The organism is Sorangium sp. So ce1153 (assembly GCF_051521595.1).
Classification (GTDB): Bacteria; Myxococcota_A; Polyangia; order Polyangiales; family Polyangiaceae; genus Sorangium.
Window position 1 is genome coordinate 11417301 of the sequence record NZ_CP150361.1, and the last position, 26441, is coordinate 11443741.

A 26441-nucleotide genomic window follows, 5' to 3' on the forward strand; every position below is an offset into this window, starting at 1 on the left:
CCGCGCCGCACACGTCAGCCCATCCGCCCCGCCTCACCGCCGCCCGAACCCCGGCGCCAGCATCGCCGCCCACCGCGCCGGGCTCTTGATCCGCTCGCGCGCCATCACCGCGTCCGCCACAAGAAGCCGCTGCAGCCCCTTCTCCCCGCCGAGCAGCTCGCCCGCCTGGCGCCGCGCCGCCGCCGCGTAGAGCGGCATGTCCGCCGCGTCGAACCCGGCCGCCGCCGCCTCGAGTTGCGCGATCGCCGCGTCCCGCTCGCCGCGCAGCTCCGCCGCGCCCGCGCGGATCAGCGGGACGAACGGGTCCGACCACGCCATCCGCTCCCGCGAGAGCGCGGCGGCGTCCCTGAGCGCCGCCTGGATCAGCGGCTCGGGCTCCGCCGCGCCCTCGGCCGCGCCGAGCGCCGTGCACGCGCGCTCCACGTGGGCCATCACCCGGCTGTTCTGCATCATCAGCAGCATCGAGCCCTCGATCGTCGGCCAGGCCGCCGTGAGCCGCCGCATCGCGGACCCGGCGCGGCCGGCGTACCGGTCGACGTACGTCTCGGCGAGCAGCCCCACGAAGTGCTCGAGGTGGAACCCCGACGTCGTCCACCGCGACAGCGCCCCCGCGATCGCGCGGCGCGCGCCCGCGACGTCGTCCGCCCCGAGCGCCACCCACGCCGCCTGCACGCTGAAGATCGCCGCCGCGTAGCGATCGCCCCGCTGCTCGGCGCCCCGGAGCACGGCCGGCGTCGTCCGCGCGAGCGCGTCGACCTGCCCGCGGTAGTACCGCGCCCATGAAGCCATCAGCTGCGTCGTCGCGAGCTCCCAGGCCACGCCGGTGCAGCGGTCGCGCAGCAGCCCGTCCGCCCGCTCGTACCACGCGGACGCCTCCTTCCAGCGCCCGGCCGTGAACGCCTCGAGCATGCCCGAGACCATCATCGACAGGCCGAGGAGGTGCGGGCTGTCGAGCCGCTCCGCGAGCGCGCGCACCGCGGAGACGAGCTCCTCCGCGCGCGCCCGGTTCTGCGCCCCCATCATGCACGCGGACGAGGCCTCGAACGCGAGCGCGCGGCCGATGCGGTACGGCTCGCCGGCGCGCAGCGCGAGCAGGAGGGCGCGCGCCGAGAACTCGGCGGCGCGGACCATGTCGACGGCCGAGAGCCCCACCGTCACCGTCCAGCAGGCGTCGATGCGCGCGAGATCCTCCGGGCGCACCTCCCGCTCGGGGCGCTCGCGGAACCGGAGGCCGCGCAGGCGCAGCTCCGCGCGGTGCAGCAGCAGCGCCACCAGCGCGCGCCGCGGCGTCTCCGGGAACGAGAGGCCGACCGCCTTCAGCACGGCGCGGACCAGCTCGATCCCCTCGTCGATGTGCCCGCTCCGCAGGTACTGCTCCGCGGCCCGGCGGCGCAGCTCGAGCCCGAGCGCGCTGTCCGCCCCCTCCGCCGCCGCCGCGTAGAGCCTCGCCGCCTCCGCGCCCTTGCCCGCGTCGACCAGCGCGTCGGCGCACCTCACCCCGAGCGCGCGCCGCTCCGCCTCGGGGAGCTCCGCGTCGCGCGAGAGCAGGCCGAGCGCGAGCTCGTAGAGCCGCGCCGCCCGCTCGAACGCGAGCGCCTCCGCCGCCTGCTCGGCCGCGAGCGTCGCGAGCCGCCCCGCCCGCGCCGGCTCGCCCGCGCCGAGCCAGTGCCGCGCCAGCGTCTCGGCGTCCGCAGTCCCGAGCGCCTCGAGCGCCCGCCCGACCCGCCGGTGCCGCGCCGCGAGCTGCTCCGGGCCGAGCCGGCCGACGACGGACGCGCGCACGAGGTCGTGGGACACCTCGACGAGCTCGCCCTCGCCGGCGCGCCGCGCGGCGACGAGGTCCTCCGCGACGAGGAGCGCGAGCGCCTGCGCGCGCTCCTCGTCGTCGAGCTTCGCCGCGCGCGCGGCGACCGCCGCGTCGATCGGCTCCCCGGCGACGGCGATCACCTCGAGCAGCCGGAGCGCCTGCTCCGGCAGGCGGTGGAGCCGCGCCGCCAGCGCCCTCTCGAGCGCGGCGTCGCCCCGCGGGCCCCCCTCGACGCCCTCGCCCGAGGGCTCCTGCGCGTCGCGCACGAGCTCGCCGAGCAGCCGCGGGTTGCCGCGCGAGGCGCGCGCGATCGCGTCCGCCCGCGCGCGCGTGCCCTCGTCGCGCGCGAACAGGAGCGCGAGCGAAAGCTCCTCGGCCTCGATCGGCGACAGCGGGCCGACCGCGATCTCGCGCAGATCGCCGTCCCGGCGCAGCCGCTCGACGTGGTCCGGCGCGCCTGGCGCGGCCTCGGTTGCGGCCGGGGGCCGGAACCCCATCCCCTCGAGCAGCGCGCGGAGCGGCGCGCTCCCGGCCGCGTCCTCGGTCCGGTAGCTGCCGAGGAACATCATCGCGGGCGCGTCGGGCGGCCGCGTGAGCTCGAGCAGCAGCGCCACGCTGTCGATGTCGCTCCACTGGAGGTCCTCGATCGTCACGATGAGCGGGCGGCGCTCGGCGATGCGCCAGAGCAGCTGCCGGAGCGCCGCGAAGCTGCGCTGGCGCAGCTCCTGCGCGTCCGGCGCCTCGCTCACGCGCGGCGCCGACGCGACGGCGGGCACGCGCGCGAGCACGGGGAAGACCCGGGCGAGCGCGCGGATGTCGCGCGGCAGGAGGCGCTCCACCTCGTCGCCGGGGATCCGCCGGAGGAAGCGGCTCAGCGCCTCCATGAGGTCCCCGAACGCCTTGTAGGACTCCGTCGCCCCGAGGGCGCAGCGCCCGCGCAGGATGACCGGCCCCCTGTCGCGGCGGAGCCCCATCAGGAACTGGTGGATGAGCGCGCTCTTCCCGATGCCCGCCGCGCCGTGCACGAGCACCGAGATGGGCCGCTCCAGGAAGAGCGACTCGGCCGCGCGGCGCAGGGCGCGCAGGTGCGGGCGGCGCCCGATGAAGTGCTCGATGGTCGGCGGCGTGCGCATCGGAAAGAGCGCGCTCTCCGGGGCGGGCTCAGCGCCGCCCGGCGCTGTCTCGCCGCCGCCCGGCGCGGCCCGGGCGTCGCCCGGCGCCGTCTCGCCGCCGCCCGGCGCGGCCCCGGCGTCGCCCGGCGCGGCCCCGGCGCCGCCCGGCGCGGCCCCGGCGTCGCCCGGCGCGGCCCCGGCGTCGCCCGGCGCGGCCCCGGCGCCGCTCGCGTCCTCCGCCCCGCGCCCCCCGCCCTGCGCCACGGTCACTTCTTGCTCAGGAACGCATCCATCGCCCGCCGGTGCTCGGGGCCGTTCCACTGCTCGGCGAACGCCTGCCGCTCCACCTCGATGGCAGAGGCGCGCAGCGCCTCGCGCACCTTGCGCAGGGACCGCTTCATCGCCGCGACCGACGCGCGCGGGCTGTCGGCGATGCGGTTCACCTGCGCGATCGCCCGGCCCCGCGCCGCGCCGGTCGGGACGACCTCGCTCACGAGGCCGATCCGGAGCGCCTCGGCGGCGTCGATCTTCTCCGCCGTCAGGAGCAGCCGCGCCGCCTCGAGCGGCCCCACCCGCTCGCAGAGCCGCGTCAGCCCGCCCCAGGCCGGCGACAGGCCCATCTTCACGTGGCGGAACGAGAGCCCCGCCTGCTCCTCGACGATGACGAAATCACAGAGCAGGAGCAGCTCGCAGCCGCCGCCCAGCACGTCGCCCTGCACCGCGGCGACGATCGGCACCTCGCTCTCCTCGAAGGCCGCGAGGCCGTCGAACATCGCGAGGATCTCGCCGCCCTGCGCGCCGCCGCTGGCGAGCGCGTGGAGCTCGCGGATGTCGCCGCCCGCCACGAAGATGTCGCCGCTCGCGGCGATCACGACGCCGCGCACGCGCGGGTCGGCGCCGGCGAGGCGGATCGCATCGCCGAGGCGCCTCGCGAACGCGCTGTCGATGGCGTTCCTGCACTCGGGACGATCGATGGTGAGGACGACCGCGTCGCCGGCCGCCTCGACCCGGAGGGTCATGAGACCGCCCTCCGCGCGCCCCTCCCGTTCGTGAGCATCGCGGGCTTTCGACGGCCTGCGCCCGCGCCCGCGCCGTTCTCCGCCGCGCGGCTGAGCCGCCGCGGGACCGGCATGCGCTCGTCGTGGATCACCTCGGCGATGCGCGCCTCGAGCGCGGCGCGGCTCAGGCCGCGCTGCTCCTCCGCGTACCGCTCGGCGTAGCTGATGATGGCGCCCGCGACGTCGACGCCGCTCGCGCGCTCGATCCCCTCCAGCCCGGGCGAGCTGTTGATCTCGAGGATCTTCGGCCCGGAGCGCGCCTCGAGCATGTCGACGCCGGCGACCTCGAGGCCCATCGCCTTCGCGGCGCGGATCGCGACGCTCCGGTAGGCGCGCGGCAGCTTCACCCGGTCGCCCTTGCCGCCGCGGTGGAGGTTCGAGCGGAACTCGCCCGGCTTCGCGACCCGGCGCATCGACGCGACCACGCGGCCGCCGACGACGATGACGCGGATGTCGCGCCCCTTCGACTCGCGCACGTACTCCTGGAGCACGATGTCCTGCCCCATGGCCCAGAACGTCTCGAGCAGCGCGTGCACCGCGTGCGGCGTCTCGGCGAGCATGGTGCCGATGCCCTGCGTCCCCTGCTGGAGCTTCACGATCGCGGGGCAGCCGCCGACGAGCGAGAGCGCCGCCTCGACGCCGGCCGGGCTCCGGGCGCACACGGTGATCGGCACGTTGAGCTTGCGGCGCGTGAGCAGCTGGAGCGCGCGCAGCTTGTCGCGGCTCCTCGCGATGGAGACGGCGCCGTTCAGGACCGGGACGCCCATGAGATCGAACTGGCGGACCACGGCGAGGCCGTAGTTCGTGATGCTGGCGCCGATGCGCGGGATCACGATGTCGAAGCGGGGCACCGGCGAGCCGCCGACCAGCAACGACGGGCGACCGCGCGACACGACGATCTGGAAATCGAGCGGATCGATGACGCTGACTTCGTGGCCACGCGCGCGCCCCGCGAGCACGATGCGGCTCGTCGAGTAGAGGGACGCGTTGCGTGACAGGACGAGGAATCGCATGTGGCCCGGAGGCTAGCAGAGCCCGCAGACCGGGTGGATGGGCGCGCGCGACGATTCGGATTTCGCGCCCTCGCCGCTCTCCCGCGCGGTCCAGCCGGCGCTCGCGCTGTCGCGCTCGCGGTCGCGCGCCGCGCCATCCGCCCGCCTTTCCAGCGGTGGACGCGGCGGGGGCGGAAGCGCGGTAAGGCGCGTCGCTTGCGCTGGAAAATGTTTCGTGTACGAATCATTTCGGTTCCTGTCGCCGAGGAGGGGTTCGCGATGTGGCAGCCGTTCACGGAAGAACATCAGCAGTTCAGGAAGACGGTGCGGGGCTTCGCAGAGAAGGAGCTCGCTCCTCATGTGGAGGAGTGGGAGGCGTCGGAGTGCTTCCCCGACTGGGTGTTCAAGCGCGCCGGCGAGCTCGGGATCCTCGGCGCGCACTTCCCGGAGGAGCACGGCGGCGCCGGGCTCGACTACTGGTTCTCGGCGGCGAAGGCCGAGGAGCTCGTGCACTGCACGATGGCCGGCGTCTCGATGGGGCTGCTCGTGCAGAGCGACATGGCGACGCCGGTGATCAGCGACATCGGCACGAAGGAGCAGATCGAGGAGTTCCTCAGGCCGGCGCTCGCGGGCGACAAGATCGCCTCGCTCGGCGTCTCCGAGCCGGCGGCCGGCAGCGACGTGGCCGGGATCCGGACGACCGCGCGCAAGGACGGCGACGACTACGTGCTGAACGGGCAGAAGACGTTCATCACGAACGGGACGCGCGCCGATTTTGTGACGCTGCTCGCCAAGACGTCGCCGGACCGGGGGGCCCACGGCTGCTCGTTCTTCCTCGTGCCGACGGCGCTCCGGGGCTTCACCGTCGCGAAGAAGCTGAAGAAGATCGGCAACAAGTCCTCGGACACGGCGGAGCTCTTCCTCGACGACGTGCGGGTGCCGCGGCGCTACCTGCTCGGCGAGCCGGATCAGGGCTTCGCGTACCTGATGCAGAACTTCCAGACCGAGCGGCTCGTCGCCGCGGTGGGCGCGATCGCGAGCTCGTTCATGACGCTCGACAACACGGTCAATTACGGGCGCGAGCGCGTGGCGTTCGGCAAGCCGATCATCAAGCGCGAGTCGTGGCAGCACAAGTTCGTGGACCTGTACACGCGCTGCGAGGCGGCGCGCGCCTTCGTCTACAAGTGCATCGATCACTACAACGACGAGCGGTACGTGCGGAAGGTGCCGATCAGCTTCGACACCGTGAAGCTCATCTCGATGGCGAAGATCCTGGCGGGCGACGTGGCGAACGACGTCGTGGACACCTGCCTCCAGTTCCACGGCGGCTGGGGCTACATCGAGGACTTCCCCATCGCGCGCGCCTGGCGCGATCAGCGGCTCCTGCGCATCGGCGGCGGGACGACCGAGACGATGAAGTACTACCTGGCGAAGCTGATGAACTTCTGAGGGCTGGCCCGCCTTGCCGCGCGAGGCGGGGTACTGGAAGGGAAACTCACCGCCGGCCGAAAAAAAATAGAGACAAGCGGCGCGAGAGGCTGTAGATATGCCGCTCCCAACGACCGGGGCTGTAGCTCAGCTGGGAGAGCGCATGACTGGCAGTCATGAGGTCAGGGGTTCGATCCCCCTCAGCTCCACCGATAGGACCGAAGGACTCCCGCGGGGGTCCGGCACGCCGTGCCTGCCTGCCGGCGTGCTCGCTCAGAGCTCGCTGTATCCGCCGTAGCGAGCGGCCAGAGGCCAGGGAGGCCGGCCGAGGCGTGCGAAGGTACGCCGACGGAGGCCGACCGGCGCAGCAGGCGGATACGACAGGCCCTCAGAAGGCGCCGATGTAGCGCGGCGGCAGGCCGACCCGCGGGTCGACGTGGAAGGCGCCCGCGTGTACGAGCGCGCGGCTGTCGCCGCCAGCGCCCACGTCGAAGCGGTGCACGACGCCGCCGTCGGTCTCCGCGTCCGCGACGAGGCACCGCCCGCAGGCGGCCGCGCAGCGCACCTCGCCGAGGGAGAACGGGAGCTCCTGCGAGCGCAGCAGGACGGCGGGCTCGCGGCCGGCGAGGTCGACCGCCAGCAGGGTGTCGTCGACCGGCGGCTCGCCGCCGCTCGCGTCGCGCCCGAGGGTCGTGAAGAGGACCGTGTCCTCCGACGCGAACGCGACGGAGAAGCCGGGCGGCGCCTCCCCGAGCTCGCCGGCCGTCCAGCGCCGCTCCTCGACGAGGCCGGCCTCGCCGCGCGCGAGGACCACGAGCCCCGCCTCGGCCAGGGTCGAGGTCGAGTCGCCGCCGAACGACCCGGAGCACGCGACCGCGAGCCGCGCGCCGCTCCCGGACGCGGCGAGCCCCGTGCAGCCGTGCAGCCCCTCGAGCACGGTGACCGCCTTGATCGCGTCGTCGCGCGTGTCGATCTCGACGAGGCGCGACGCGGCCGTCTCCAGGAACGAGAGCGTGGACGCCGTGAGGAGCACGTAGAGGCTCCCCTCGACGAGCACCGCCCGGCTCGGCCGCGGGTGGAACTCCGGGTCCTCCCCGGCCATCGCGGGCGAGAGGTCGACGCGGCCGACGAGGGCGCGGGCCCCGGGATCGACGACGAGCACGTCGCTCCCGCCGTCGAGCGGCTGGGCGCCCGGGGCGAGGTTCGGCTCGAGGCGCGGGACGTACGCCTTCGCGGGCGAGACCTCGATGTAGTCCTGCGGGTTCGCGGCGAACCCGGTCGCCACGGAGAGCTGCCCGGTGACGTCGCCGCTGCGCGCGTCCACCCAGGTGAGCACGGAGGCGGAGCGATCGAGCAGCGCCAGCCGGCCGCCGTGCAGGGGCATCGTCGGCGCGGTCACGTCGCCGGAGAGCGGCGCCGAGAGCACGACGGGCGCCGAGGCCGACGACGCGATCGACGCGGAGAGGACCTCGCCGTCCCAGCTCAGCAGGCCGACGCTCGTGGACTGGTAGTCGCTGCTGATCACGACGGCGCCGATCCCGCACGGCCCCTCGGGCGCGTCGGTACCGCCGGTGTCCTCGGGCGGCGCCGGCGCGTTGCACCCGAGCAGCGCGCCGGCCGCGCCCGCGACGAGGGCCAGCGCCGACGGGGACGAGCGCGCGGTCCGGCGAGGGCGCTCTCCGAACGCCTGATTCAACGCGTGATCGAACGAAGACGTCATCACCACCACACCTCCATCGCCGCGTGGACGCTCCGCCCCGGGAGCGCGAAGCCGACAGCGTCGAGCATGCGCGCGCCCGTGGCGTTCTCGACGGCGAGGCGCCCCGACAGGCGCCGGTCGAGCGCGAGGACGGCGAGCTCCACGTCGACCGCCGCCTGCTCCGGGAGCACGAGGAGCCCCGCGCGGTCGGCGACGCGCGAGGACCGGTAGAGCAGCCGCGCCCCCAGCGAGGCGCGGCCCCCGCCGAGCCACCCGGGCTCCGCGTACGCCTCCAGGGACGGCGCCGCGGCGAGGCGCGCCTGGAAGGGCAGGAAATCGCTCACGATTCCGCGCTCGGGCGACGTGTCCCGCGGGTCGAGCGCGGTGAGCGTGAGCGCCGCGCGCACGTGGTCGAGCGCCGACGCCGAGGCCGTCAGCTCGAGCCCGAGGACGCGCGCGCCCTGCACGTTGTACGGCCGCACGGCGCCGAGGCCCGAGCGGCGGTACGCGACGAGCGCGGACGCGAGGCGCGAGAAGCCGAGGAGCTCGAGGGAGACCTCGGCCCGCGCGCGCGGCAGGGCCGCGGCCGCGCGCGCGCCGAGCTCGGCGGTGATGCCCTGCTCGGGCTCGAGCTCCGGGTTGCCGCGCACGATCGGCGAGATGCCGTGGAGCTCGCCGAGCGCCGGGACGCGCACGTAGCGGCCGACGTTGGCGAAGAGCGCGGCGCCCTCCGCGAGGCGCAGCCGCGCGCCGAGGCGGCCGCTCGGCTCGACGAGGCCGGCCGCGCCGCCGTCGCCGGCGACGCGCGTCGCGTGGTGCTCCACGGCGCCGAGCGCGTGGACCTCCAGCCAGGGGGCCGGCGTGAACGACGCGCTCGCCGAGGCGCGGGAGGTCGCGCGGAGGGCGCGGAGCGGCGCCGCGCCGGACTGGTGATCGATGCCGAGGCGCTCGAGCTCGATCGCCGCGGAGGCCCACGCGGTCACGCTGTCGGTCACGCGGAAGCGGACGGCGCCCTGCTCCGCCGCGCGCTCGCCGGCGCTCGCGACGAACGGCGCGGGCAAGCCGCGCCGCTGGAGCGGGTCGCGGAGGCTCTGGCGCGTGAGGATCGCCGAGCTCCTGAGCTCGAGGCGGCACCGCTCGACGCCGCCGCCGCGCGGGCCGGCGCAGGGGACGGCGGCGGCGACCGCGCCCAGCCAGCGCTGCACGCGGGAGCGCGCGGCCGCGGCGGGGCTCGCGGGCGGCGCGGCCCTCGCGGTGAGGTCGCTCAGGCCCTGGTCGCGCGCGAACCCGTTGAAGAGGGCGGTGACGCCGCCGCCGCGCGGCAGCCGGTAGCGGCCGACGGTCCAGAGATCGTAGGCCTCGAAGTCGGCGTTCTGCCGCGTCCGGGTCCGGTCGTCCGCGGCGGTGAGCCCCGTGTCCGCGTCGTCGACGTACGGATAGTCGTTGTCCGCCGCGCGCCGGCTGAGCGCGACGAGGACGCTGGCCCGCTCGTCGCCGAGGCTGGCCGAGGCCGACGCGGAGAGCTCGCCGAAGCTGCCCGCGCCGAGCCCCGCGCCGACGCGGGGGCCGCGCGGCAGCGCCGGCTCGAAGAAGATGGCGCCGCCGATGCCAAGGCGATCGGCGTCGGCGGGCGCGTTGCCCCGGTAGACCTCGACCCGGTGGAGCATCCAGAGCGGCACGAGCGAGAGGTCGGCCGTCCCTGTCACGTCGTCGTTGATGCGCACGCCGGCGAGGTACACCGGCGTCTCGGCGCTGCTCGCGCCGCGGATCGAGGCGGTCGCGAGGTCGGCTCCGGCGCCGGTCCGGACGACCTGCAGGCCGGGGACGCGGCCCAGCACGGAGGAGGCCGTGGCGCCGGGCGCGCGGAGCTCATCGCCGCGGATCACGTACGACGCCGCGGTGGGGTCGCGCGCGGCGCTCGTCGAGGAGCGCTCTCCTTCGACGCGGACCTCGATCGCCGTCCCGCGCGTTCGGGGAGCCTTCTCCGGCGCGGCGGACTCCGGCGCGGCGGACTCCGACCGTACTCCCTCCGGAGGCGTAGCGGCTTCCGCCGCGGCGCCCTCGCCGCGGGCGACGCGGCCCGTCTCCTCGGCCCGCGCGCGCGGCGAGAGGACCACGACCGCGAGCGCGGCGCAGGCGATCGCCCCGGCGCCCTTCACGGACACAGCGCGTGGACGATGCCCACCGCGTCGAGGTCGAAGACGTCGGGCGTCCCGGCGCGGTCGGTGATGCGCACGAACCGGGCGAGCGGGACCCCGATCTCGGCCAGATCGAAGGGATCGCCCCCCGCCGACGACGGGTCGAGCGGATCGACGTCGTTCTCCTCGGGGTTGGCGTGCACGGGGTGCCACCCGGCGCAGCCGTCGTAGGGGTAGCGGTCCGCGGCGCAGGGGAACGCCGACCAGGCGGCGCCGTCCTCGCTCACCTCGACCGTGGCGAGCTCGGCGAACACGTTCGCGGCGTCGCCGCCGCGCTCGAAGGCGTTCTCGAACACGAGGAAATCCGCGCCGGGGCCGTCGACGATGGCGTTGCCCTCGAAGGCCACGACGATCGCCCCGCCGTCCCCGAGCGAGAGCACGTCGAGCGAGCCGCCGCAGCACCCCGCGCCGCGCGGCGGGCCGAGGACGACGTCCGGGAACCGGTCCTGACCGAACCCCTGCCCCGGTCCGAAGCAGGCAGACACCACGCCGGTCGCGAACCGCGCGCCCGGGCCGGCGCACGACGGCGCGCCCTCGCCGGCCGCTCCGCCGCCGCCCCCCGAGAGGCACGAGCCCGCGCCCCCCGCGGCGGAGGGCTCGTCGCCGTCATCGTCATCGTCATCTGGCCGCGCGTCGACGCCGCCGCACCCGGACAGCGCGCCGGCGGAAGCGCCGAGGCAGACCGCGCAGACGAGGCGGGCAACGCAGACGAAGAGGACACGCAGCGACATCCTGACCCCAGTTCGAGCGAGCCCGCGCTCGGCGGGAGGCTTCCCCGCCTCCGCGGCGGTCCGCCCGCCCCGGGAGGGCCTCCACCTGGCCTTTCTGGCAGGCCTCCCGGAAGACACCCCTTCGGCGGAACGGGCGGCTATCACGGCCCACCGGGACGGTCAACGCGCTTCCCGGGCCACCGGCACGAGAGTAGAGAACCGGGACATGGCTTCTTCGCCTCACTGGGTGTTCCCGGAGCCCGACGCGGTCGCGGCGGGCGCGGCGCGAGCGCGCCAGGACGCGCTGACCAAGCCGCGCGGCAGCCTCGGTGCGCTCGAGGATCTCGCCGTGACGCTCGCCGGCATCCAGGGCGGGCCGCCCGCGAGCCGGCCGGCGGCGGCGGTGCTGTTCGCCGCCGATCACCCTGTCACCCGGCACGGCGTCTCGGCGTACCCGGCCGAGGTCACGGCGGCGATGGTGGCGAACTTCGTGCGCGGCGGCGCGGCCGCCAGCGTGCTCTGCCGGCACCTCGGGGTCGAGCTGCGGGTCGTGGACGTCGGCGTCGCCCACCCGTACGAGCGCGTCGATCGCGACCTCGCCGGCGCCGGCGCGCTCCTGCGGCGCGATCCGGTCGCCGACGATCCCATCGCCGATCTGCGGGTCGAGGACGCGCTCTCCGAGGCCGTCTACGAGCGCGCGCTCCGCGCCGGCGCCGCCGAGATCGACGCGCTCGGGGGCGACACGCGCGTCGTCCTGCTCGGCGAGATGGGCATCGGCAACACGACGGCGGCCGCCGCGATGACGGCGCTGCTCCTCGGGCTCGCTCCGGAGGACGTCGTCGGCGCTGGGACGGGCGTCGCGGGCGGCGCGCTGTCGCGCAAGATCGAGGTCGTGCGCGACGCGGTCCGCCGCGTCCAGCGCGCCGACCCGCGCTCCGTCGTGCGGGCGGTCGGCGGGAAGGAGATCGCCGCGCTCGTGGGCGCCATGGCGCGGGCGGTCGAGCGGCGGATCGCGGTGCTCGTCGACGGCTTCATCGTCTCGGCGGCGGCGCTCGCGCTGGTCCAGATGGCCCCCGGGGCGCGCGCGGGCATGATCTTCGCCCACCGCTCGGCCGAGCGCGGTCACGCCCGCGTCCTCTCGGCGCTCGGCGCCCGCCCCTTGCTGGACCTCGAGATGCGCCTCGGCGAGGCGAGCGCCGCCCTGGCCGCGCTGCCCCTCCTCGACGCCGCCTGCGCCCTCCACGCCGGCATGGCGACGTTCGAGAGCGCGCGCGTGCCAGACCGCGAGAAGCCCGGGAACCCATGACGGTGCCGCCGGTCCTGCGCGGCGCCCGGGCAGCGACGACCTTCCTCACGCGCGTCCCTGTCGGCGGCTTCCCGTACGCCGAGGCGGACTGGCGCTGGGCCTCGGCCTGGTTCCCGTTCGTGGGCGCCGGCCTCGGCGCCGTCCAGGCCGCGGCGTGGCTGCTCGTCGATCGGGGCGGCGCGCTCGTCGCGGCCAGCGTCACCGTGGCGCTGAGCTTGCTCCTCACCGGGGCCTTCCACGAGGACGGCCTCGCGGACACGGCCGACGCGCTCGGCGGCGCCTTCGATCGCGCGCGCATGTTCGAGATCCTCAAGGACAGCCGCATCGGCTCGTTCGGCGCCGCGGCGCTGATCGTGGTCCTGGTGCTGCGCATCGCGCTGCTCGCGCGGCTCGACGCCGCGGCGCCGGTCGCGCTCGTGCTCACGCAGTGCCTCTCGCGCACCCCGCCGATCTGGCTGATGGTCGCCCTCCCCTACGTCACCCAGGGCGGCTCGCGCAGCCGGCCGGTCGCGCAGGCGGCGCTGCCGCAGGCGCTCGTCGGCTCGTTCTGGCCGGCGCTCGCGCTCGCCGCCGCGCACGCCGCCGGGGCCGTCTCGGCGTGCGAGGTGGCGGCCATGCTCGGCGCGGTCGCCTCCGCCTCGGCGATCTGCGGCCTCCGCTTCCGCGCCCGCGCGGGCGGGATCACCGGCGACTTCCTGGGCGCGACGCAGCAGATCGCCGACTGCGCGGCGCTGCTCGCCCTCGCCGTCGCGCGGGGCGGCTGAGCCGGGAGCGCCGCGCGTGGATCCCCTCCCCTGCGGCATCATCGCGTTCCGCCACGCCCCCGTACCGCTCGCCGGTGTATGCTACGGCCGCCTCGACGTCGCGGCGGAGCTCTCGGCGGAGGCCGTCGCGACGACGATCGAGCGCGCGCTCGGCGACCTCGGCCTGCGTCCACGGGCGATCTGGTCGTCCCCGCTCTCCCGGTGCGCCAGCCCTGCGGCCGAGCTCGCGGCGCGCCTCGGGGCGCCGCACGCGGTCGACGAGCGCCTCCTCGAGATCGCCTACGGCGCCTGGGAGGGGCGCGCCTGGTCGGACATCGAGCGCGACGACCCAATCGCGTACGGCGCGTGGCTCGATGGCTGGGAGCGCGTCGGGCCGCCCGGGGGCGAGTCGGCGCTCGATGTCGAGGCGCGGGTGCGGTCGTTCTGGCGCGCGCTCGGCGCAACGCCCTGCGCGTCCGGCGCGCTCGACGCGACGACCGGCGCGTACGGCGCGCTCGACGCGACGCCCCGCGCGTACGGCTCGTCCGGCGGTGCCATGGATCCGGTCGGCGCGCGCCCCCACCTCCTGGTGGCGCACGCGGGCGTGCTGCGGGCGCTGCGTGTCGTCGCCTGCGGCGCATCGTGGATCGAGGCGATGAGCGCGCCTGCTCCTCACCTCGTGGCCGAGCGCTTCCCGCTCCCTGCGCCCGCCCTTTCGCTGGCGGCCCCCTGAGGGGCGCGTACCCTCGTCGAGCATGACCCCGCAAGAAGAGCTCGCGCTCCTGCTGCGTCCGGCGGCTGGGGGCCTCTACCTCGTCTCGACCGGGCGCGCGCAGCAGCTCGACGTCCAGCGGCGGCTCTACGGCGCCGCGACCCAGGACGAGGTCCTCGCCCGGTTCCGCGCGTCGCTCGACCGGATCGCCGGCGCGCGCGCGATCTTGCTCGGTATCCCGTCCGACGTCGGCGCGGGGTTCCTCCGCGGGTCCAACATGGGCCCGCAGGCGATCCGGACCGCGCTCCTCGACGCCTTCCCGGACTTCCCCGAGCGGGCGCGCGACGTCGGCCTCGTCGACATCGGCGACGTGTTCGTCGTGCCGCAGCTCCTGCACGACGACATGCTCTCGGAGGGCCAGAAGGCCGCGTCGCGCCGCGCCCTCTACCCCGGCGTGCCCGAGCCGGCGGCGTCGCGGCTGCCGGTCTCCCCCCTCTCCATCGCCGAGCGCGCGCTGGATCTCGTCTTCTCGATCAACCCGCGCGTCGCGCCGATCGTGCTCGGCGGCGATCACTCCACGGCCCTCCCGGTCGCTCGCGCGCTCGCCCGCGTGCGGAGCGCGCAGCAGAGGCCGTGGGGCATCGTGCAGCCCGACGCGCACACCGATCTCCTCGAGGAGCGGCTCGGGGTCGCGTACTGCTTCGCCACCTGGTCGTACCACGCGAACGAGCTGGTCGGCCGGGGCGGCCGGCTGACGCAGGTGGGGATCCGCGCCTCGCAGAAGCCGCGCGAGCACTGGGAGAGCCGCTACGGCGTGCGGCAGTTCTGGGCGGCCGAGTGCCGCGCCGATCCCGAGGCGGCGCTCGACGCCATCGTCGCCCACGTGAAGAGCACCGGCGTCGAGGGCGTATATTTCTCGAACGACATCGACGGCACGGACGCCGCGCACGCCGACGCCACCGGGACCCCGGAGCCGGACGGCCTCTCGCCCGAGTTCGTCATCGCGCTCATCCGCCGCCTCGGCCGCGAGGTAGGCCTGATCGGCGGCGACCTCATGGAGGTCGCGCCGGCGCTCCAGCCGACGCCCGAGAGCTCGGCGCGCACGCTCGCGCTTTCGGTGAGCTACCTGCGCGAGACGATCGAGGCCACGCTCGGCTGCGCGCTCGCCTGACGCCGCGCGCTCGCCTGACGCCGCTCAGGGATCAGGGCCCTTCGCCGCGGGCAGGGCCTCGTCCCGGGCCCAGTCGCTCCACGACCCCTCGTAGAGGATCGCGTCCGCGCGCCCGAGCGTCGCGAGCGCGAGCAGGTCGTGGCAGGCGGTGACGCCGGAGCCGCAGTAGCAGACCACGGTGGCCGCCTCGAGCGCGCCGAGGTCGCGGAAGCGCCGCTCGAGCTCGTCGCGCTCGCGGAAGGGACCGGAGGGCGCGCGGAGGTTCTCCGCGAACGGGGCGGAGCGCGCCCCGGGGATGTGGCCCGGGCGCGCGTCGACGGGCTCGCTCTGCCCCTCGTAGCGCTCCCGGGCGCGCGCATCGAGGATCACCGCCGAGGGATCGCGGCGCAGCCTGTCGACCGCCGCCTTGTCCACGACCGCGGCGCCCCCGGCAGCGAGCGCCATCGCGGGCGCCTCCGCGATCGCCGGCACGTCGGTCGACAGCGGGTGCCCCGCCGCGGTCCACGCCTGGAGGCCGCCGTCGAGCACGCGCCCGCCCGGGTGGCCGAAGTAGCGCAGCAGCCACCACAGCCGGGCAGCGATGGCGCCGCCCGCGTCGTCGTAGGCGACGACCACCGTCTGCGGCCCGACCCCGATCCGGCCGAGCACGCGCGCGAACGCCGCCGCGTCGGGCAGCGGGTGGCGCCCGGGGCCTCCCTGCGCCGGACCGGAGAGGTCGGCGTCGACGTCGAGGTGCACGGCGCCGGGGATGTGCCCGCGGGCGTACTCGTCGGCGCCGCGACGACCGCTGAGGTACCAGCGGCAGTCGACGACGCGGACGCGGGGGTCGCCGGCGTGCGCCGCGAGCCAGGGGACATCGACGAGCGGGCCGGTCGGCACGGAGAGGGGATCGCGCATGCGGGGCATGGTAGCAATGCGCCGTCGTCGGCGGAGCCCGGCGACCGGGAGCCCTGATGGGCATGCGCGGATCGCGCTCGCCCACGAGCTGGCCACCGGCCGCCGCCAGCGACGAATGCGCCGATCTGGGCCTCCTCACCCGTTGACGCCACCTTGCTGTTGCGGCAGCGGAAACTCGCATCCGAAACATTCGGGGGAACCGATGCAACACGGGTTGCTGATGAAGGCGGGCGCTCTCGTGCCGTGTGCCGCGCTAGCGACACTGCTCGCGTCGGCATGCGAGTTGCAATACACCTGCGATACGGTCGAGCCGGGTGGGGCGGGTGCTGGATACCCGACGGGGTCAGCAGGGGCTGGGGATTACCTCAGAGAGGGAGACGAAGACCAAGGGGAAGAAGTAGGGAGCGAATCATTCGAGCTGATGGCAGGGTGCACGCCGGTTCACTCATGCACCGAGAGCTACGTAAAATGCCAAGAGATTGGTGGGCGTTGTATACGCAGGAACGCCCGGGGTATTACTTATTGCGAGATCTGTCGTGACGAGTGTCAGGCAGAGAAACCCTACACCTATGAGATCTGCTACAAGTGCGGGTTTTAACGAGCATGACGAACCGCCCGATCCTTCTGGGTGCGACACACGTCACCTTCGACATGCGAGCGACAGAGCGTCTGATGCAACTCGGCGCGACCAATGTCGTGCGCGCGTCCGAATCCTTCATCATCGGGCCGAATCGCCGGGACCCGCTAGAGCATATCCGGATGCGTGAGGCGTGGTCCTCTTTATGTGAAGAGTGTTCGGACAGAGACGATTCGGGCGAGAAATGGGATCGGCTCTACTCATCCGACGTCGATTGGAAGGCGCCCATTGTCGTGTGGGTGTCAGTGAGCCTTAATGAACGGGTGAACCTCTGGAGGACCTGTAGCTGGTTGCAGCATCTGGGGATCCCGCGCAGTGACGTTCTCATCGTCGAGCTCGAGCTTGTGCGCGGCACAATGAAAAGGTTTTCCGAACCACCACGGATACCGCCGTTCAACTGCTCCGAGTCGGTAGCCCACCACCCCGACGAGGTTCTTCTGGATCGTCTCGACAAGGCGTGTCCGTGGCCAGTCGAACGCTACGATCGTGCCGTTCGTCTCTGGGACAGCTACGCCGATGAGAACCTCTTGCCGTTCGTAGAAAGCTGCGCGCGTGGCGTCGACGGATTTCCAGAGCTCTCCTCCTTGTGGGGGCTTCTATCTTGTTTCTTTCCGAGAAGGACCACGGAAGGCACCCTACGTCTCAGCCGATATGACGATCTCATTCTGACCATCCTGTCGGTGGAGGAGTGGCAGACTCCCGTACAAGTAATGTGCAACAAATCGGATCTTGGATTGGACTTGCGGGATCTCGTCTCCTGCACAGGAGACCTGTTCTTGCGAGATCGTCTTGCCCAATGGGCGAAGCACGACTCGAGCGCCGCTGTGGAGCGCGCTCCTGGCCCGAAGCCACCTGACTACCCCATGCTCTCGAACGTCTATCGCCTCACCGAACGTGGGAGGCGACTCCGAGATCATGGCCTTGATCAGCTCGCAGATGCGCCGAGTCTGCCCATCGCTGGCAGCGAGGTGTACTCCGATTCCGCCCCTTGGGTGCTGCTCGAAGATGGACGGCTCGCCCGTCTGTGAAGGGCCGGCGAATCACCGTCATCGAAGTACCGCGCATGCAAGTTCTGAGGGCCTCATGACCATTCACATCGCCACATCTGCGGACCTTGGAACGGCGGTTCGCCGCGGGCTTCCGAGCACGTACTCTTCGTCCCCGACAACTGGCTAGCTAGCAGCCACCCTCGCAGCACTTCACGTGGAAGGACGCGGATTCGAGACGGGCAGGAAAGCCGCTTCTGGTCTTCAGTTCGGGACACACCGCCGACCGGACATCTGCTTCGTAGGGTTCGTCATTCGTCTTGTCGAACGTGACCTCGCAGAAGCCGGTGTAGTAATATGGACCCAGCATCACCGCCACGTTTGCCTCCTGTGATGTGTCCTGAGTACCGTCGTGCTCCTTCAAGAAGATCTGGTAGAACCCATCTTGGGTTCCGTCAGCCAGCCGCATGTCCGTCAGAGTCACATGCGGCGTGCCGGCGCTGCCGGCGCTGCATGTGATGTCCCAGTCCTCGCCAGCTTCGACCGTATCCGTGCCGGTACTGCCCGTATCCATGACGTATGCCTTGTCAATCATTCCCGTCGCTTCGGAGACGATGGTGGCGACCGCCCTCCCTCTTATATCGGTCGACTCGCCACACCCCATCTGCATGAGCCCGAGGCCAAGCACCGGAGCGAGCGATGCTCCATGCGTGAGGCTCCTGAGCAGGTGGAACATGGGTTCTAGACTGAACGTGTTGCTCATGTTGGTCCTCGTTCCTGTCTCCGAACTGAGTGAAGGCGTATTCCCCCTCGGCCGTGATCAGCACCCGCTCCGGGCTCAAGGCACCGTGCACGGCGCCCAGATCATGCGCCTTCTGTAGATAGACACCGATGTCGCTGACCTCCTCTCGTGCTGCCCTGGAGCGACATGGACGCGCCCAGCTGCCCCCACTTCCCTTCCGTCTACCAGGACTCGTGTCGATCGTGGAGGCGGAAGCACATGATGTTGGCCTACCTGCCGCCGCGCCGCCGCGAAGTCGGCGCGCCACACCTCGAAGCGGCGGCGCTCTGTGTCGTTCTTCGGAGCGGGCATCTGCTCGATACAGCGGGAGAGCTCCTCGGCGGCGTCCTCCCAGCGACCGAGACGAAGGTCCAGCTGGCCGAGCTGGCACAAAGCCAGGCTCTCTCTGTCGATGGCGCGCACGCCGTTGCCAGCCTGACGAAGAGCAAGCGGTGCCGAACCACGCGCGAGACCCGCTCGTGTCATTCCTTACCTCCATCCGTGTTGGGGTCGTGAGCAACCGTGACCGACGCCGCCGGAAGGGGCACGAAAAGGTAACTCTGCTCTGAAGGTAATTCGTGTCGAGTTACCCTTGAGCGCGCCTGGCGAGGAACCATGTGGTGTCGCGAGTTTAGGTGTCCTGGGGAGCGCCGCTGAGGGGCCGAAAGCGGGGGGGCGCGAAGGGCCCGATTTGGTAATTCTGCGCGCTCCGTCGGCGTCGCCCGCGGAGGCGACACGGAGGGGGCGCTAAGGTAGGCGCGTGGCGCAGGACGCGACCCGCGCGTCCAGGTCGAGTCGCGCCACGAGCAGCAGGATCTCGTCGCGACGCGTCCGCGGCACCGGCGTAGGATGCCTGGCGAGGACGTGCGCGATGCGTGTTCCGATCGATCTCCCCTTGCTTCGCCTCCAGCGCGGACGGCCGAAAGCGTGATCGACACAGCGCAATCCCTGTTGCCGCGCGTGACACATGCCTTGAGCTCGGCATAGGGAGGGCGTATCGAAGCCGGTCCGGCGCTTGACTCGAGTCGCCACGCCATGGCCTCCTCGGTGCGAGGGAGGCTGCGATGGCGCTCGTTCTTCGACGCGTTCTCCGGGCGATAATCCCGCTCTTGATGTTTCTCGCCTGCGTGCTCGCGCAGGGGGGATGCCAGTGCATCTTCGACGACCCGCCCATGGATCCGCGTCAGGGCGTCCTCGCCTGCCGGACCGAGAGGGCCCACAGCCCTGCCGTGGATCGACCCGCGCCGACGGTCGAGACCGTCGCCGCCGGCACCATCCCGGGGACGTTCTCGATCACGAGCACCGGGGAGGCTGTGTACACCATGGATCTGGACTCGCTGCCCGCGCGGGCGGGCGTAGGTCCCCGGATTCAGCTCGTCTATCGCAGCGACGGCGGCGATGGCGTGCTCGGTGCCGGCTTTTCCATAGCCGGCCTGTCCGCGATCACGCGATGTCCAAGCAGCCTCGCGCAAGACGGGGAGATCCGCGGCGTGCGGTACGACGGCGACGACAAGCTCTGCCTCGACGGCCAGCGCCTCGTCCCCGTGGGACAGGGGTCGGGAACCATCGAGTACCGGACGTTCCCGGATACCTTCGTCAAGGTGGTCGGACACTACCCTCCGGAGGGCGGTGCGCCCGCCGAGGCGCTCTTCTTCGAGGCGTACCTGCCGTCTGGCCGCGTCGTCGAGTACGGGCGTACCGGTGGCAGCAAGCCGCTCGCGCGGGGCGGCGTCCCGCGCGCATGGCTCGCGAACGAGACCCGCGACGGCCGCGGCAACGCCATGACGTACGCGTACTGCCTCGCCGAGGCGGAGGACGGCCATGCCGCCGAGTACGCGGTGGATGAGATCCGGTACACGAGCTTCGAGGGCACGCCGTCGCTCGAGCCTTCCCGGGCGGTGCGGTTCGTATACGGAACCAAGGACGCGGCGGCCATTCGTACCGGTTACTCGGGCGGGATGGCGCTCCAGCGCTCGCTTCGCCTCGAGGAGATCCAGATGCTGGGCCCGGGCGATGCGCTGGTCCGGAGCTACGGATTCCGCTACGAGCTCAGCCCGACCACGAGCCGGACGCTCCTGACCCAGGTCGAGGAGTGCGCGAGCGACGGGGTCTGCATGCCTCCCACGGGTTTTCAGTACAGCCACGCGAAGCCCGGATTCGACCGGCTGGCGACGGACGTCGACAAGCCGATCTCCAGATTGGCAAGCCCCATGGTGTTCGACGTCGACGGCGACGGGCGCGACGACCTCGTAATTCCCGACAGCGACGCGGCGCTCAGCACGCCGTCGAATCCGATCACCGCATGGTGGGCGGCGCGAAACCTCGGGCCGCGCGCCTCACCGGCGTACCTCGCACCGGCGGAGCTTGCCTTCCTCGAGGAGTGGCCGATCGTCGCCGATCCGGTTGGGCCCTCCGATCCGGTCCTTCTTCAGCCCGAACTCGGGACCGTCCTGGACTTCGACGACGATGGGCTGATGGACGTCCTGCTCCACGATGTCTACGATGCCAAGACCACGTGGCATGTGCTCCTGTCCCGGCCAGACTGGACCTTCGCGCTTCATGACACGGGCATCCGCCGGCCGTTCCCGCTCGGGGCCAAGCCCGCGCCGCCGAGCCTGAGCAGTCCCGGCGCCTCGATGCACCTCGCCGACCTGGACGGCGATGGCGCGGCGGATCTGATCCAGTGCGAGGACCACGACCGCGAGGGACAGGCGCCGATCCCGGTCTTCCCCGCGTGGACCGTCCACCTCTGGAGGCCTGCGCGTGGCGCGACGCTCGCGGGATTCGACGCCGCAAGCGAATCGATCGAGCTGCTGACCGGCTATCCCTGCGACACGGAGCTCCACACGCTCGACGTCGACGCCGACAGCAAGATCGATCTCGTCGTGCCGTCTCTGGTGCGCTTCGGTGACGGAACGGTCGTCGCCGGATCGAACTACGACGCGATCATGCGCCGGGGCGACGGCCGCTGGGAGGTGATCGACACCGAGCTGCCTATCGTGTGGGCCGGGGGCCGCGTCGTCTTTCTCGACGTGAACGGCGATGGCCTGCCCGACGCCGTCGAATCCGACTCCGGCAGCCACCAGCTGTATACCTACTTCAACACGGGGCCGACCTTCGTGGCCTCGCCGTTCCGGAGCGTCGACGCGATCAGCTTCGGCGATCTGCTGGGTTTCCCGGATCAGGACGCGTTCTTCCCGCTCGCCGTGCCGCTCGACTTCAACGGCGACGGGCGGCAGGATCTCTTGATGCCTGTCCCTCCGGGCATGCTGCTGGGCGGCTCCGACGCGCTCCCGTCATGGGCCATCCTGCTGGCGACGGGCGACCGCGCGGGGCCGGCGTTCAGGCTCGTCGACCCGCAGGTTCCGTTCGAGGCCAGCCTCGGCGATGCCGTCACCCTGGCCGATCCACGCGGGGCGCGCATCGGAGACGTCAACGGGGACGGCGCCCAGGAAGTGATCCTGTCGCTCGGCGGCGTGTTCAACGTGTTCCAGAACCGCTCGGCGGATCAGGATCTTCTGGTCGCGGTCTCCGACGGGATGAACGCGCACGAGCCGACCGAGCCGGGCTTCGTGCCCAGCGTGAGCATCTCGTACGGCCATCTGACCGACGCGTCGGCGGCGACGGGCGACAGAGCGGAGGATCCGGCGCGGGCGAGCCCGCTCTACCTCGCGCGTTCCGGCGCGGCGGACGACTGCGGTTATCCGCGCCGCTGCGTCGTGGGGCCTCGGCGGGTGGTCAGCGCGTACGCCCTCAACAACGGCGCGGACCGACCGCGGCGCTTCGAGGTCAGCTACCGGGACGGGCGCTACCACCGACTGGGCCGGGGATTTCTCGGGTTCGGGGAGCGAATCGTCACCGACCTGGATACGGGCGCTGTGACGATCGACGGCTACGATCACGTCACGTTCGATGAGGAGTTCCAGGTCTTTCCGTTCGCGGGACACGTACAGCGGACATGGCGCTGGGCTCCCGGGCTGCCGAGCCAGCCCAGCCCGGAGCAGATCGAGCTCTCGTTCGTCGACGTGACGCGGACGCTCGTACCGACGAACGACGGCGCGACGTACTTCGCGCTGCCCACCCAGCGCCGCGTGAGGCGAGCGCAAGGGGTCTATCCGGCCCCGAGCGGCGCGACGCCTTCGATCGAGGCGTACGTGCGGGAGATCGAGCGCGGCAGTGACAGCGCGACGCTGCTGCGCGACTCGGTTTCGAAGGTGACGGACTTCGACACGTTCGGCAACGTGCGCGCCGAGGAGGTGTCGACGGGCGGCGTCGACCTGACGTTCGAGGTCACGCGAAGGTTCAAGAACGACACCGAGCGCTGGGTCCTCGGCCAGCTCGAGACGCAGAAGGCGTGCAGCGCCGCGGCGGGGATGGCGCAGTGCCGGAGCCTCACGCGAACGACCACGATCTACGGCGAGGTGGAGACCGAGTCGACCGAGAGCGACGACGGCCTGCCGGACACGAAGCTGACGCTGACCTATGCGCGCGACGACTTCGGGAACATCACCGGCGTCACGGCGGAGGACGCCTTCGGCCACCATCGGACCTCCAGCACGGAGTACGACGAAGAGGGCATCTTCCCCGAGAAGTACGTGAACGCGGCGAGGCACACCACGCTCGTGGAGTTCGACGACGCGCTCGGCGTGCTCCTCAAGCAGGTCGATCCGAACCAGCTCGTGACGACATGGGCGCACGACGGCTTCGGGCGCCTCGGCGTCGAGACGCGCCCGGACGGCACGACGACGACGGTCTCGCTCTCCCGCACCAAGGACGGCGGGCCGGAGCAGGATGCATGGCGGGTGACGCAGCGGAGCACCACGACCGGCGGGGACGACGACACGGTCGAATTCGACGGCCTCGGCCGCCCGATCCGCTGGTGGTGGTACGGACCCGAGCCGGGACCGGCGCAGGGCTCGGGCGACGCGAAGCGCATCATGCAAGAGATCGGGTACGATGCGCTGGGCGAGCACGTCGCGCGGCGCTCGGTGCCTGCCAGCGAAGATACGCCCGAGAGCGAGAGGCTGTACGACCGCTACGAGTACGACGCCGTGGGCCGCGAAGTGCGCCATAGGACACCGTGGAACGCGGTCACGGCGACCGAGTACGATGGCTTGCTCGCGGGCGTCACCGACCCGCTCGAACACGTGACGGTGACCGAGCAGGATCCGCTGGGGCGAACCGCGTCGATCACCGACGCGGTGGGCGGGATCACCCGCTATAGTTACGGGCCGTTCGGCATGCTGCACACGGTCACTGATCCAGGCGGTGCGGTGACGCGCACGACGCGCGACGCGTTCGGCCGCGTCCGGCAGCTCGACGACCCCGGTCGGGGCAAGACGGTCTCGGTCCATGACGGCTTCGGCGAGCTGATGTCGTCGACCGATGCGCTCGGGCGAGAGACCACGTGGGCATACGACGCGCTCGGGCGACCCCGCTCGCGCGTGGACCAGGACGGCGCCGAGCGCCTGACGACCTCGTGGAGCTGGGACACCGCGGCGCATGGCATCGGCGAGCTCCACGCGCTCACGAGCCCTGACGGGGAGAAGACGTACGGGTACACCGACCGCGGCCAGCTCGACACGATCTCGCTCCGCATCGACGGCGAGCGCGCTCCCCTGGAGGCCAGGCTGGGCTACGACGAGCTCGGTCGCATCGAGACGATCACGTATCCGGCGCCGGCCGGCGCGGCGCCGTTCGTCGTGGCCCACGACCACGACGCGCACGGCCATGTGATCGCCGTGCGCGACCGCGGAACGCGCTTCGCCTACTGGCGCTTGACCGACGTGGACAATGGGGGGCGCTTTCGAGAGGAGGTGTTCGGCAACGACGCCGTCACGGAGCGGAGCTACTTCGCCGACAAGCAGCGCCTGAGGCACATGGTGACGCAGAGCGGCGCGGGTGAGGTGCAAGACCTGGACTACGGGTTCGATGATCTTCTCAATCTCACGCGCCGCACCGACGCGCTCCAGCCCGAGAACACGACGGAGCGCTTCCGCTATGACCCCCTCCAGCGGCTGACCTGCGCGTATTTCAGCGACGTCGAGCGCGCGTCGGCGCCCTGCGCGCTCCGCTACGACCACGACCCGAACGGCAATCTCACCTTCAAGTCGGACGTCGGAACGCTCTCCTACGATGACCCGCTGCACCCGCACGCCGTCACCGGCGCGGGCACAGGCAGCTTCACGTATGACGCCGTTGGGAGTCAGATCGCCCGGCCCGGCGACACGACCGTGCGCTATACGGCGTTCAACCTGCCGGAGCGCATCACGCAGGGCGCGAGCACCATAACATTCGGCTACGACGGCGACCAGCAGCGGATCCGCAAGACCACGCCGGAGAAAGAGACGCTCTACTTCGGCAATCTGTACGAACGGGTGACCGCTGCGGCGTCGGGCATCGTAGAGCATCGGTACCACGTCCACTCGCCGGAGCGCGTGGTGGCGATCGTGACCCGGGGAGGTTCGGACGACGGCACCCGCTACGTGCACGTGGATCACCTCGGCTCGGTCGATGCGCTCACCGACGAGGACGGCGACGTGATCGAACGACAGAGCTACGACCCGTTCGGGCAGCGAAGGAACCCCGTGTGGGGAGAGCCCGCGCCGGCGTCGTTCTCCAGCGAGACGACGCAGGGGTTCACGGGGCACGAGAGCGATGACGAGCTCGGGCTCGTGAACATGAAGGGCAGGATGTACGATCCCAGGATCGGGCGGTTCTTGACCACGGACCCGATCGTTTCCCTCCCGTTCTTCGGACAGAGCTGGAATCCGTACAGCTACGTGCTCAACAGTCCGCTCAACTTCGTGGATCCGAGCGGGTTCGAGCCGGAAGAGCAGGAGGTTTTCAACGATCCGGAGTTTCATGACGATCCGGAGGTGCGGCGTATCCTGAGTTGCAGCGGGCTTGAATGCAACCATCCCTTCTTCAACCAGGTAGAAGGATCCCGCGAAGCTGCGGAGGCCGGCGCGGCGGCGCCGCCGGTCGACGTCAGCACGACCGGGAGCGCCTCCGGGTATGTGCCGCAGCCGGTGACCACGGCGCCGATCGACTGGTCACAGAACCCTTATGTCCAGATCGAGGGAGGGTTCGTCGCCGGGGTGTCGCTCGGGCTGGTTCCTTTCGCCGGCGTGGGTCATGGGCTGCTGGACGCCGCGGGCGTGCTGGCCCATGGGACGCCGGAAGCCAGGATCGGGTTAGCCATCGGGCAGATCGTGGGTGGGCTCGCCCTCACGATCGGGGGCTTGACGGGGGAGGTCTTCGGGGGCATCACGAGCGCCACCGGCATCGGCGCCGCGATCGGTGTGCCTGCGATCGCGATGTCGACCGGGCTCGTCGTCGGTGGGATCGGCAACATCGCGGCGGGGCTCCAGGGGCTGTCGCAGGCGATGATGTCGCAGGGGTCGCGTAGCGCAGGCCCGCAGGGGACGGTGCCGGCCGCAAAGGGAGGAACGTACAAGTTGCGCGATCCAGAAACCGGTCAGGTCCGTCGGACCGGTCGCACGAACAACCTTCGGCGGCGAGAGGGGGAGCATGGCCGGAACCCGGAGACCAAAGATCTCGAATTTGAGGTTGATCGACGGACTGACAGCTATCCTGCGCAACGTGGTCGCGAGCAGCGCATATACGACCAGCATCCCGAAGCAGACTTGAACGGCAGGAGGCCGATTTCACCGACCAATCCACGACGGGATGAGTATCTGCAACAGGGAGACAAGCTATGAAGCGTCGCAGGCCTGCGCCTAACGGTACCGTATTTCTTGTTCCCCTACGCGATAGCGGATATGCGATAGGTGTGCTCGCGCGAGCTACTGGGGAAGGTCATGCCTTCGGCTATTTTTTCGGCCCAAGAGTTTCGAAAGCGAGCGATGTGGATATGGCAAAACTCCTGCCAAAGAATGCCCTTCTCGTTGGGAAATTTGGAGACCTTGAGATTCTTCGTAAGAACTGGCCAATAGCTGGTGCTCTCAAGGATTGGGCACCGGCGGATTGGCCCATGTTGCCTATGGCGCGCATCGACGAGGTAGCCGGTCGTGCCTGGCTGGCGACCTATGACGACTCATTTGACTGCATCGAAGAGACAGAGATCGATGTCGATACGGCGTCTCGGCATCCCTACGATAGAATGATGGGAGCAGGCGCTGTTGAGATTCGATTGACGAGCCTAATACGGTCTTCGGAGGAATCGTAGGAACCAAGGAACA

At 71.9% G+C, this 26441-nt stretch carries 16 protein-coding genes and 1 tRNA gene; 9 read left to right on the forward strand and 8 right to left on the reverse strand.

The window, feature by feature from the left end:
• Positions 1 to 33: 33 nt before the first annotated feature.
• From WME85_RS41535 to WME85_RS41545, 3 genes are read right to left on the reverse strand one after another with little or no spacing between them, the layout of a single operon-like run.
• On the reverse strand, positions 34 to 3183 hold the full coding sequence (locus WME85_RS41535) for an ATP-binding protein (RefSeq protein ID WP_437829445.1): 3150 nt from the start codon (positions 3181 to 3183) through the stop codon (positions 34 to 36).
• Between the two features lie 2 nt (positions 3184 to 3185).
• Positions 3186 to 3938 carry an enoyl-CoA hydratase/isomerase family protein gene (locus WME85_RS41540; protein ID WP_437829447.1) on the reverse strand — a complete coding sequence of 251 codons (753 nt, stop codon included), beginning with the start codon at positions 3936 to 3938 and terminating at the stop codon, positions 3186 to 3188.
• Positions 3935 to 4990, reverse strand: coding sequence for a RimK family alpha-L-glutamate ligase (locus WME85_RS41545; RefSeq protein WP_437829449.1), 1056 nt, complete (start codon positions 4988 to 4990; stop codon positions 3935 to 3937). Before WME85_RS41545 ends, WME85_RS41540 begins: the two co-directional genes overlap by 4 nt.
• Positions 4991 to 5248: 258 nt before the next feature.
• Between WME85_RS41545 and WME85_RS41550 the strand changes: the two genes are divergently transcribed.
• Entirely contained in the window at positions 5249 to 6418 is a 1170-nt protein-coding gene (locus WME85_RS41550; RefSeq protein WP_437829451.1) for an acyl-CoA dehydrogenase family protein, read from the forward strand.
• Between the two features lie 115 nt (positions 6419 to 6533).
• Positions 6534 to 6606, forward strand: a tRNA-Ala gene (locus WME85_RS41555).
• Between the two features lie 179 nt (positions 6607 to 6785).
• On the opposite strand, the gene WME85_RS41560 is transcribed toward WME85_RS41555, so the two are convergent.
• Genes WME85_RS41560 through WME85_RS41570 form a run of 3 tightly spaced genes read right to left on the reverse strand, consistent with a single transcriptional unit; the run spans position 6786 to position 11025 of the window.
• Positions 6786 to 8117, reverse strand: a complete 1332-nt coding sequence (locus WME85_RS41560) for a hypothetical protein (RefSeq protein WP_437829453.1) — start codon at positions 8115 to 8117, stop codon at positions 6786 to 6788.
• Positions 8117 to 10255, reverse strand: coding sequence for a TonB-dependent receptor plug domain-containing protein (locus WME85_RS41565; protein ID WP_437829455.1), 2139 nt, complete (start codon positions 10253 to 10255; stop codon positions 8117 to 8119). The genes WME85_RS41560 and WME85_RS41565 overlap by 1 nt, the downstream gene beginning before the upstream one ends.
• The gene (locus WME85_RS41570) at positions 10252 to 11025 is read right to left on the reverse strand and encodes a hypothetical protein (RefSeq protein WP_437829458.1); all 774 of its coding nucleotides are present in this window, start codon (positions 11023 to 11025) and stop codon (positions 10252 to 10254) included. Before WME85_RS41570 ends, WME85_RS41565 begins: the two co-directional genes overlap by 4 nt.
• Positions 11026 to 11230: 205 nt before the next feature.
• On the opposite strand from WME85_RS41570, the gene cobT reads away from it, so the two are divergent.
• The 4 genes from cobT to WME85_RS41590 are packed head-to-tail and all read left to right on the forward strand — an operon-like array spanning position 11231 to position 14936.
• Positions 11231 to 12310 (forward strand): nicotinate-nucleotide--dimethylbenzimidazole phosphoribosyltransferase, encoded by a 1080-nt coding sequence (cobT, locus tag WME85_RS41575; RefSeq protein WP_437829461.1) that lies wholly within the window; start codon positions 11231 to 11233, stop codon positions 12308 to 12310.
• Entirely contained in the window at positions 12307 to 13074 is a 768-nt protein-coding gene (locus WME85_RS41580; RefSeq protein ID WP_437829463.1) for an adenosylcobinamide-GDP ribazoletransferase, read from the forward strand. The genes cobT and WME85_RS41580 overlap by 4 nt, the downstream gene beginning before the upstream one ends.
• Positions 13075 to 13090: 16 nt before the next feature.
• Positions 13091 to 13786 (forward strand): histidine phosphatase family protein, encoded by a 696-nt coding sequence (locus WME85_RS41585; protein WP_437829465.1) that lies wholly within the window; start codon positions 13091 to 13093, stop codon positions 13784 to 13786.
• 22 nt (positions 13787 to 13808) lie between these two features.
• Positions 13809 to 14936 carry an arginase family protein gene (locus tag WME85_RS41590; RefSeq protein ID WP_437829468.1) on the forward strand — a complete coding sequence of 376 codons (1128 nt, stop codon included), beginning with the start codon at positions 13809 to 13811 and terminating at the stop codon, positions 14934 to 14936.
• Positions 14937 to 14960: 24 nt separating this feature from the next.
• Here WME85_RS41590 and WME85_RS41595 read toward each other — a convergent pair whose 3' ends face one another.
• Entirely contained in the window at positions 14961 to 15833 is an 873-nt protein-coding gene (locus WME85_RS41595; protein ID WP_437829469.1) for a sulfurtransferase, read from the reverse strand.
• A gap of 603 nt (positions 15834 to 16436) precedes the next feature.
• Between WME85_RS41595 and WME85_RS41600 the strand changes: the two genes are divergently transcribed.
• Positions 16437 to 17498, forward strand: a complete 1062-nt coding sequence (locus WME85_RS41600; RefSeq protein ID WP_437829470.1) for a hypothetical protein — start codon at positions 16437 to 16439, stop codon at positions 17496 to 17498.
• A gap of 148 nt (positions 17499 to 17646) precedes the next feature.
• On the opposite strand, the gene WME85_RS41605 is transcribed toward WME85_RS41600, so the two are convergent.
• Positions 17647 to 18219, reverse strand: a complete 573-nt coding sequence (locus tag WME85_RS41605) for a hypothetical protein (RefSeq protein ID WP_437829473.1) — start codon at positions 18217 to 18219, stop codon at positions 17647 to 17649.
• Positions 18220 to 19301: 1082 nt separating this feature from the next.
• Here WME85_RS41605 and WME85_RS41610 point away from each other — a divergent pair.
• A complete protein-coding gene (locus WME85_RS41610) occupies positions 19302 to 25961 on the forward strand; it encodes an RHS repeat-associated core domain-containing protein (RefSeq protein ID WP_437829475.1) in 6660 nt (2219 codons plus the stop codon).
• Complete coding sequence (locus WME85_RS41615; RefSeq protein ID WP_437829477.1) at positions 25958 to 26428, forward strand: immunity 26/phosphotriesterase HocA family protein; 471 nt, start codon at positions 25958 to 25960, stop codon at positions 26426 to 26428. Before WME85_RS41610 ends, WME85_RS41615 begins: the two co-directional genes overlap by 4 nt.
• Positions 26429 to 26441: the final 13 nt, after the last annotated feature.

Excerpts from the sequence above, each read along its gene's own strand:
- WME85_RS41590 (WP_437829468.1), top strand. The coding sequence starts at position 13,809 with ATGACCCCGCAAGAAGAGCTCGCGCTCCTGCTGCGTCCGGCGGCTGGG.
- WME85_RS41605 (WP_437829473.1), bottom strand. The coding sequence starts at position 18,219 with ATGAGCAACACGTTCAGTCTAGAACCCATGTTCCACCTGCTCAGGAGC.
- WME85_RS41545 (WP_437829449.1), bottom strand. The coding sequence starts at position 4,990 with ATGCGATTCCTCGTCCTGTCACGCAACGCGTCCCTCTACTCGACGAGC.
- WME85_RS41540 (WP_437829447.1), bottom strand. The coding sequence starts at position 3,938 with ATGACCCTCCGGGTCGAGGCGGCCGGCGACGCGGTCGTCCTCACCATC.
- WME85_RS41580 (WP_437829463.1), top strand. The coding sequence starts at position 12,307 with ATGACGGTGCCGCCGGTCCTGCGCGGCGCCCGGGCAGCGACGACCTTC.
- WME85_RS41595 (WP_437829469.1), bottom strand. The coding sequence starts at position 15,833 with ATGCGCGATCCCCTCTCCGTGCCGACCGGCCCGCTCGTCGATGTCCCC.
- WME85_RS41550 (WP_437829451.1), top strand. The coding sequence starts at position 5,249 with ATGTGGCAGCCGTTCACGGAAGAACATCAGCAGTTCAGGAAGACGGTG.
- WME85_RS41615 (WP_437829477.1), top strand. The coding sequence starts at position 25,958 with ATGAAGCGTCGCAGGCCTGCGCCTAACGGTACCGTATTTCTTGTTCCC.
- WME85_RS41600 (WP_437829470.1), top strand. The coding sequence starts at position 16,437 with ATGACGAACCGCCCGATCCTTCTGGGTGCGACACACGTCACCTTCGAC.
- WME85_RS41570 (WP_437829458.1), bottom strand. The coding sequence starts at position 11,025 with ATGTCGCTGCGTGTCCTCTTCGTCTGCGTTGCCCGCCTCGTCTGCGCG.
- WME85_RS41560 (WP_437829453.1), bottom strand. The coding sequence starts at position 8,117 with ATGACGTCTTCGTTCGATCACGCGTTGAATCAGGCGTTCGGAGAGCGC.
- WME85_RS41610 (WP_437829475.1), top strand. The coding sequence starts at position 19,302 with ATGGCGCTCGTTCTTCGACGCGTTCTCCGGGCGATAATCCCGCTCTTG.
- cobT (WP_437829461.1), top strand. The coding sequence starts at position 11,231 with ATGGCTTCTTCGCCTCACTGGGTGTTCCCGGAGCCCGACGCGGTCGCG.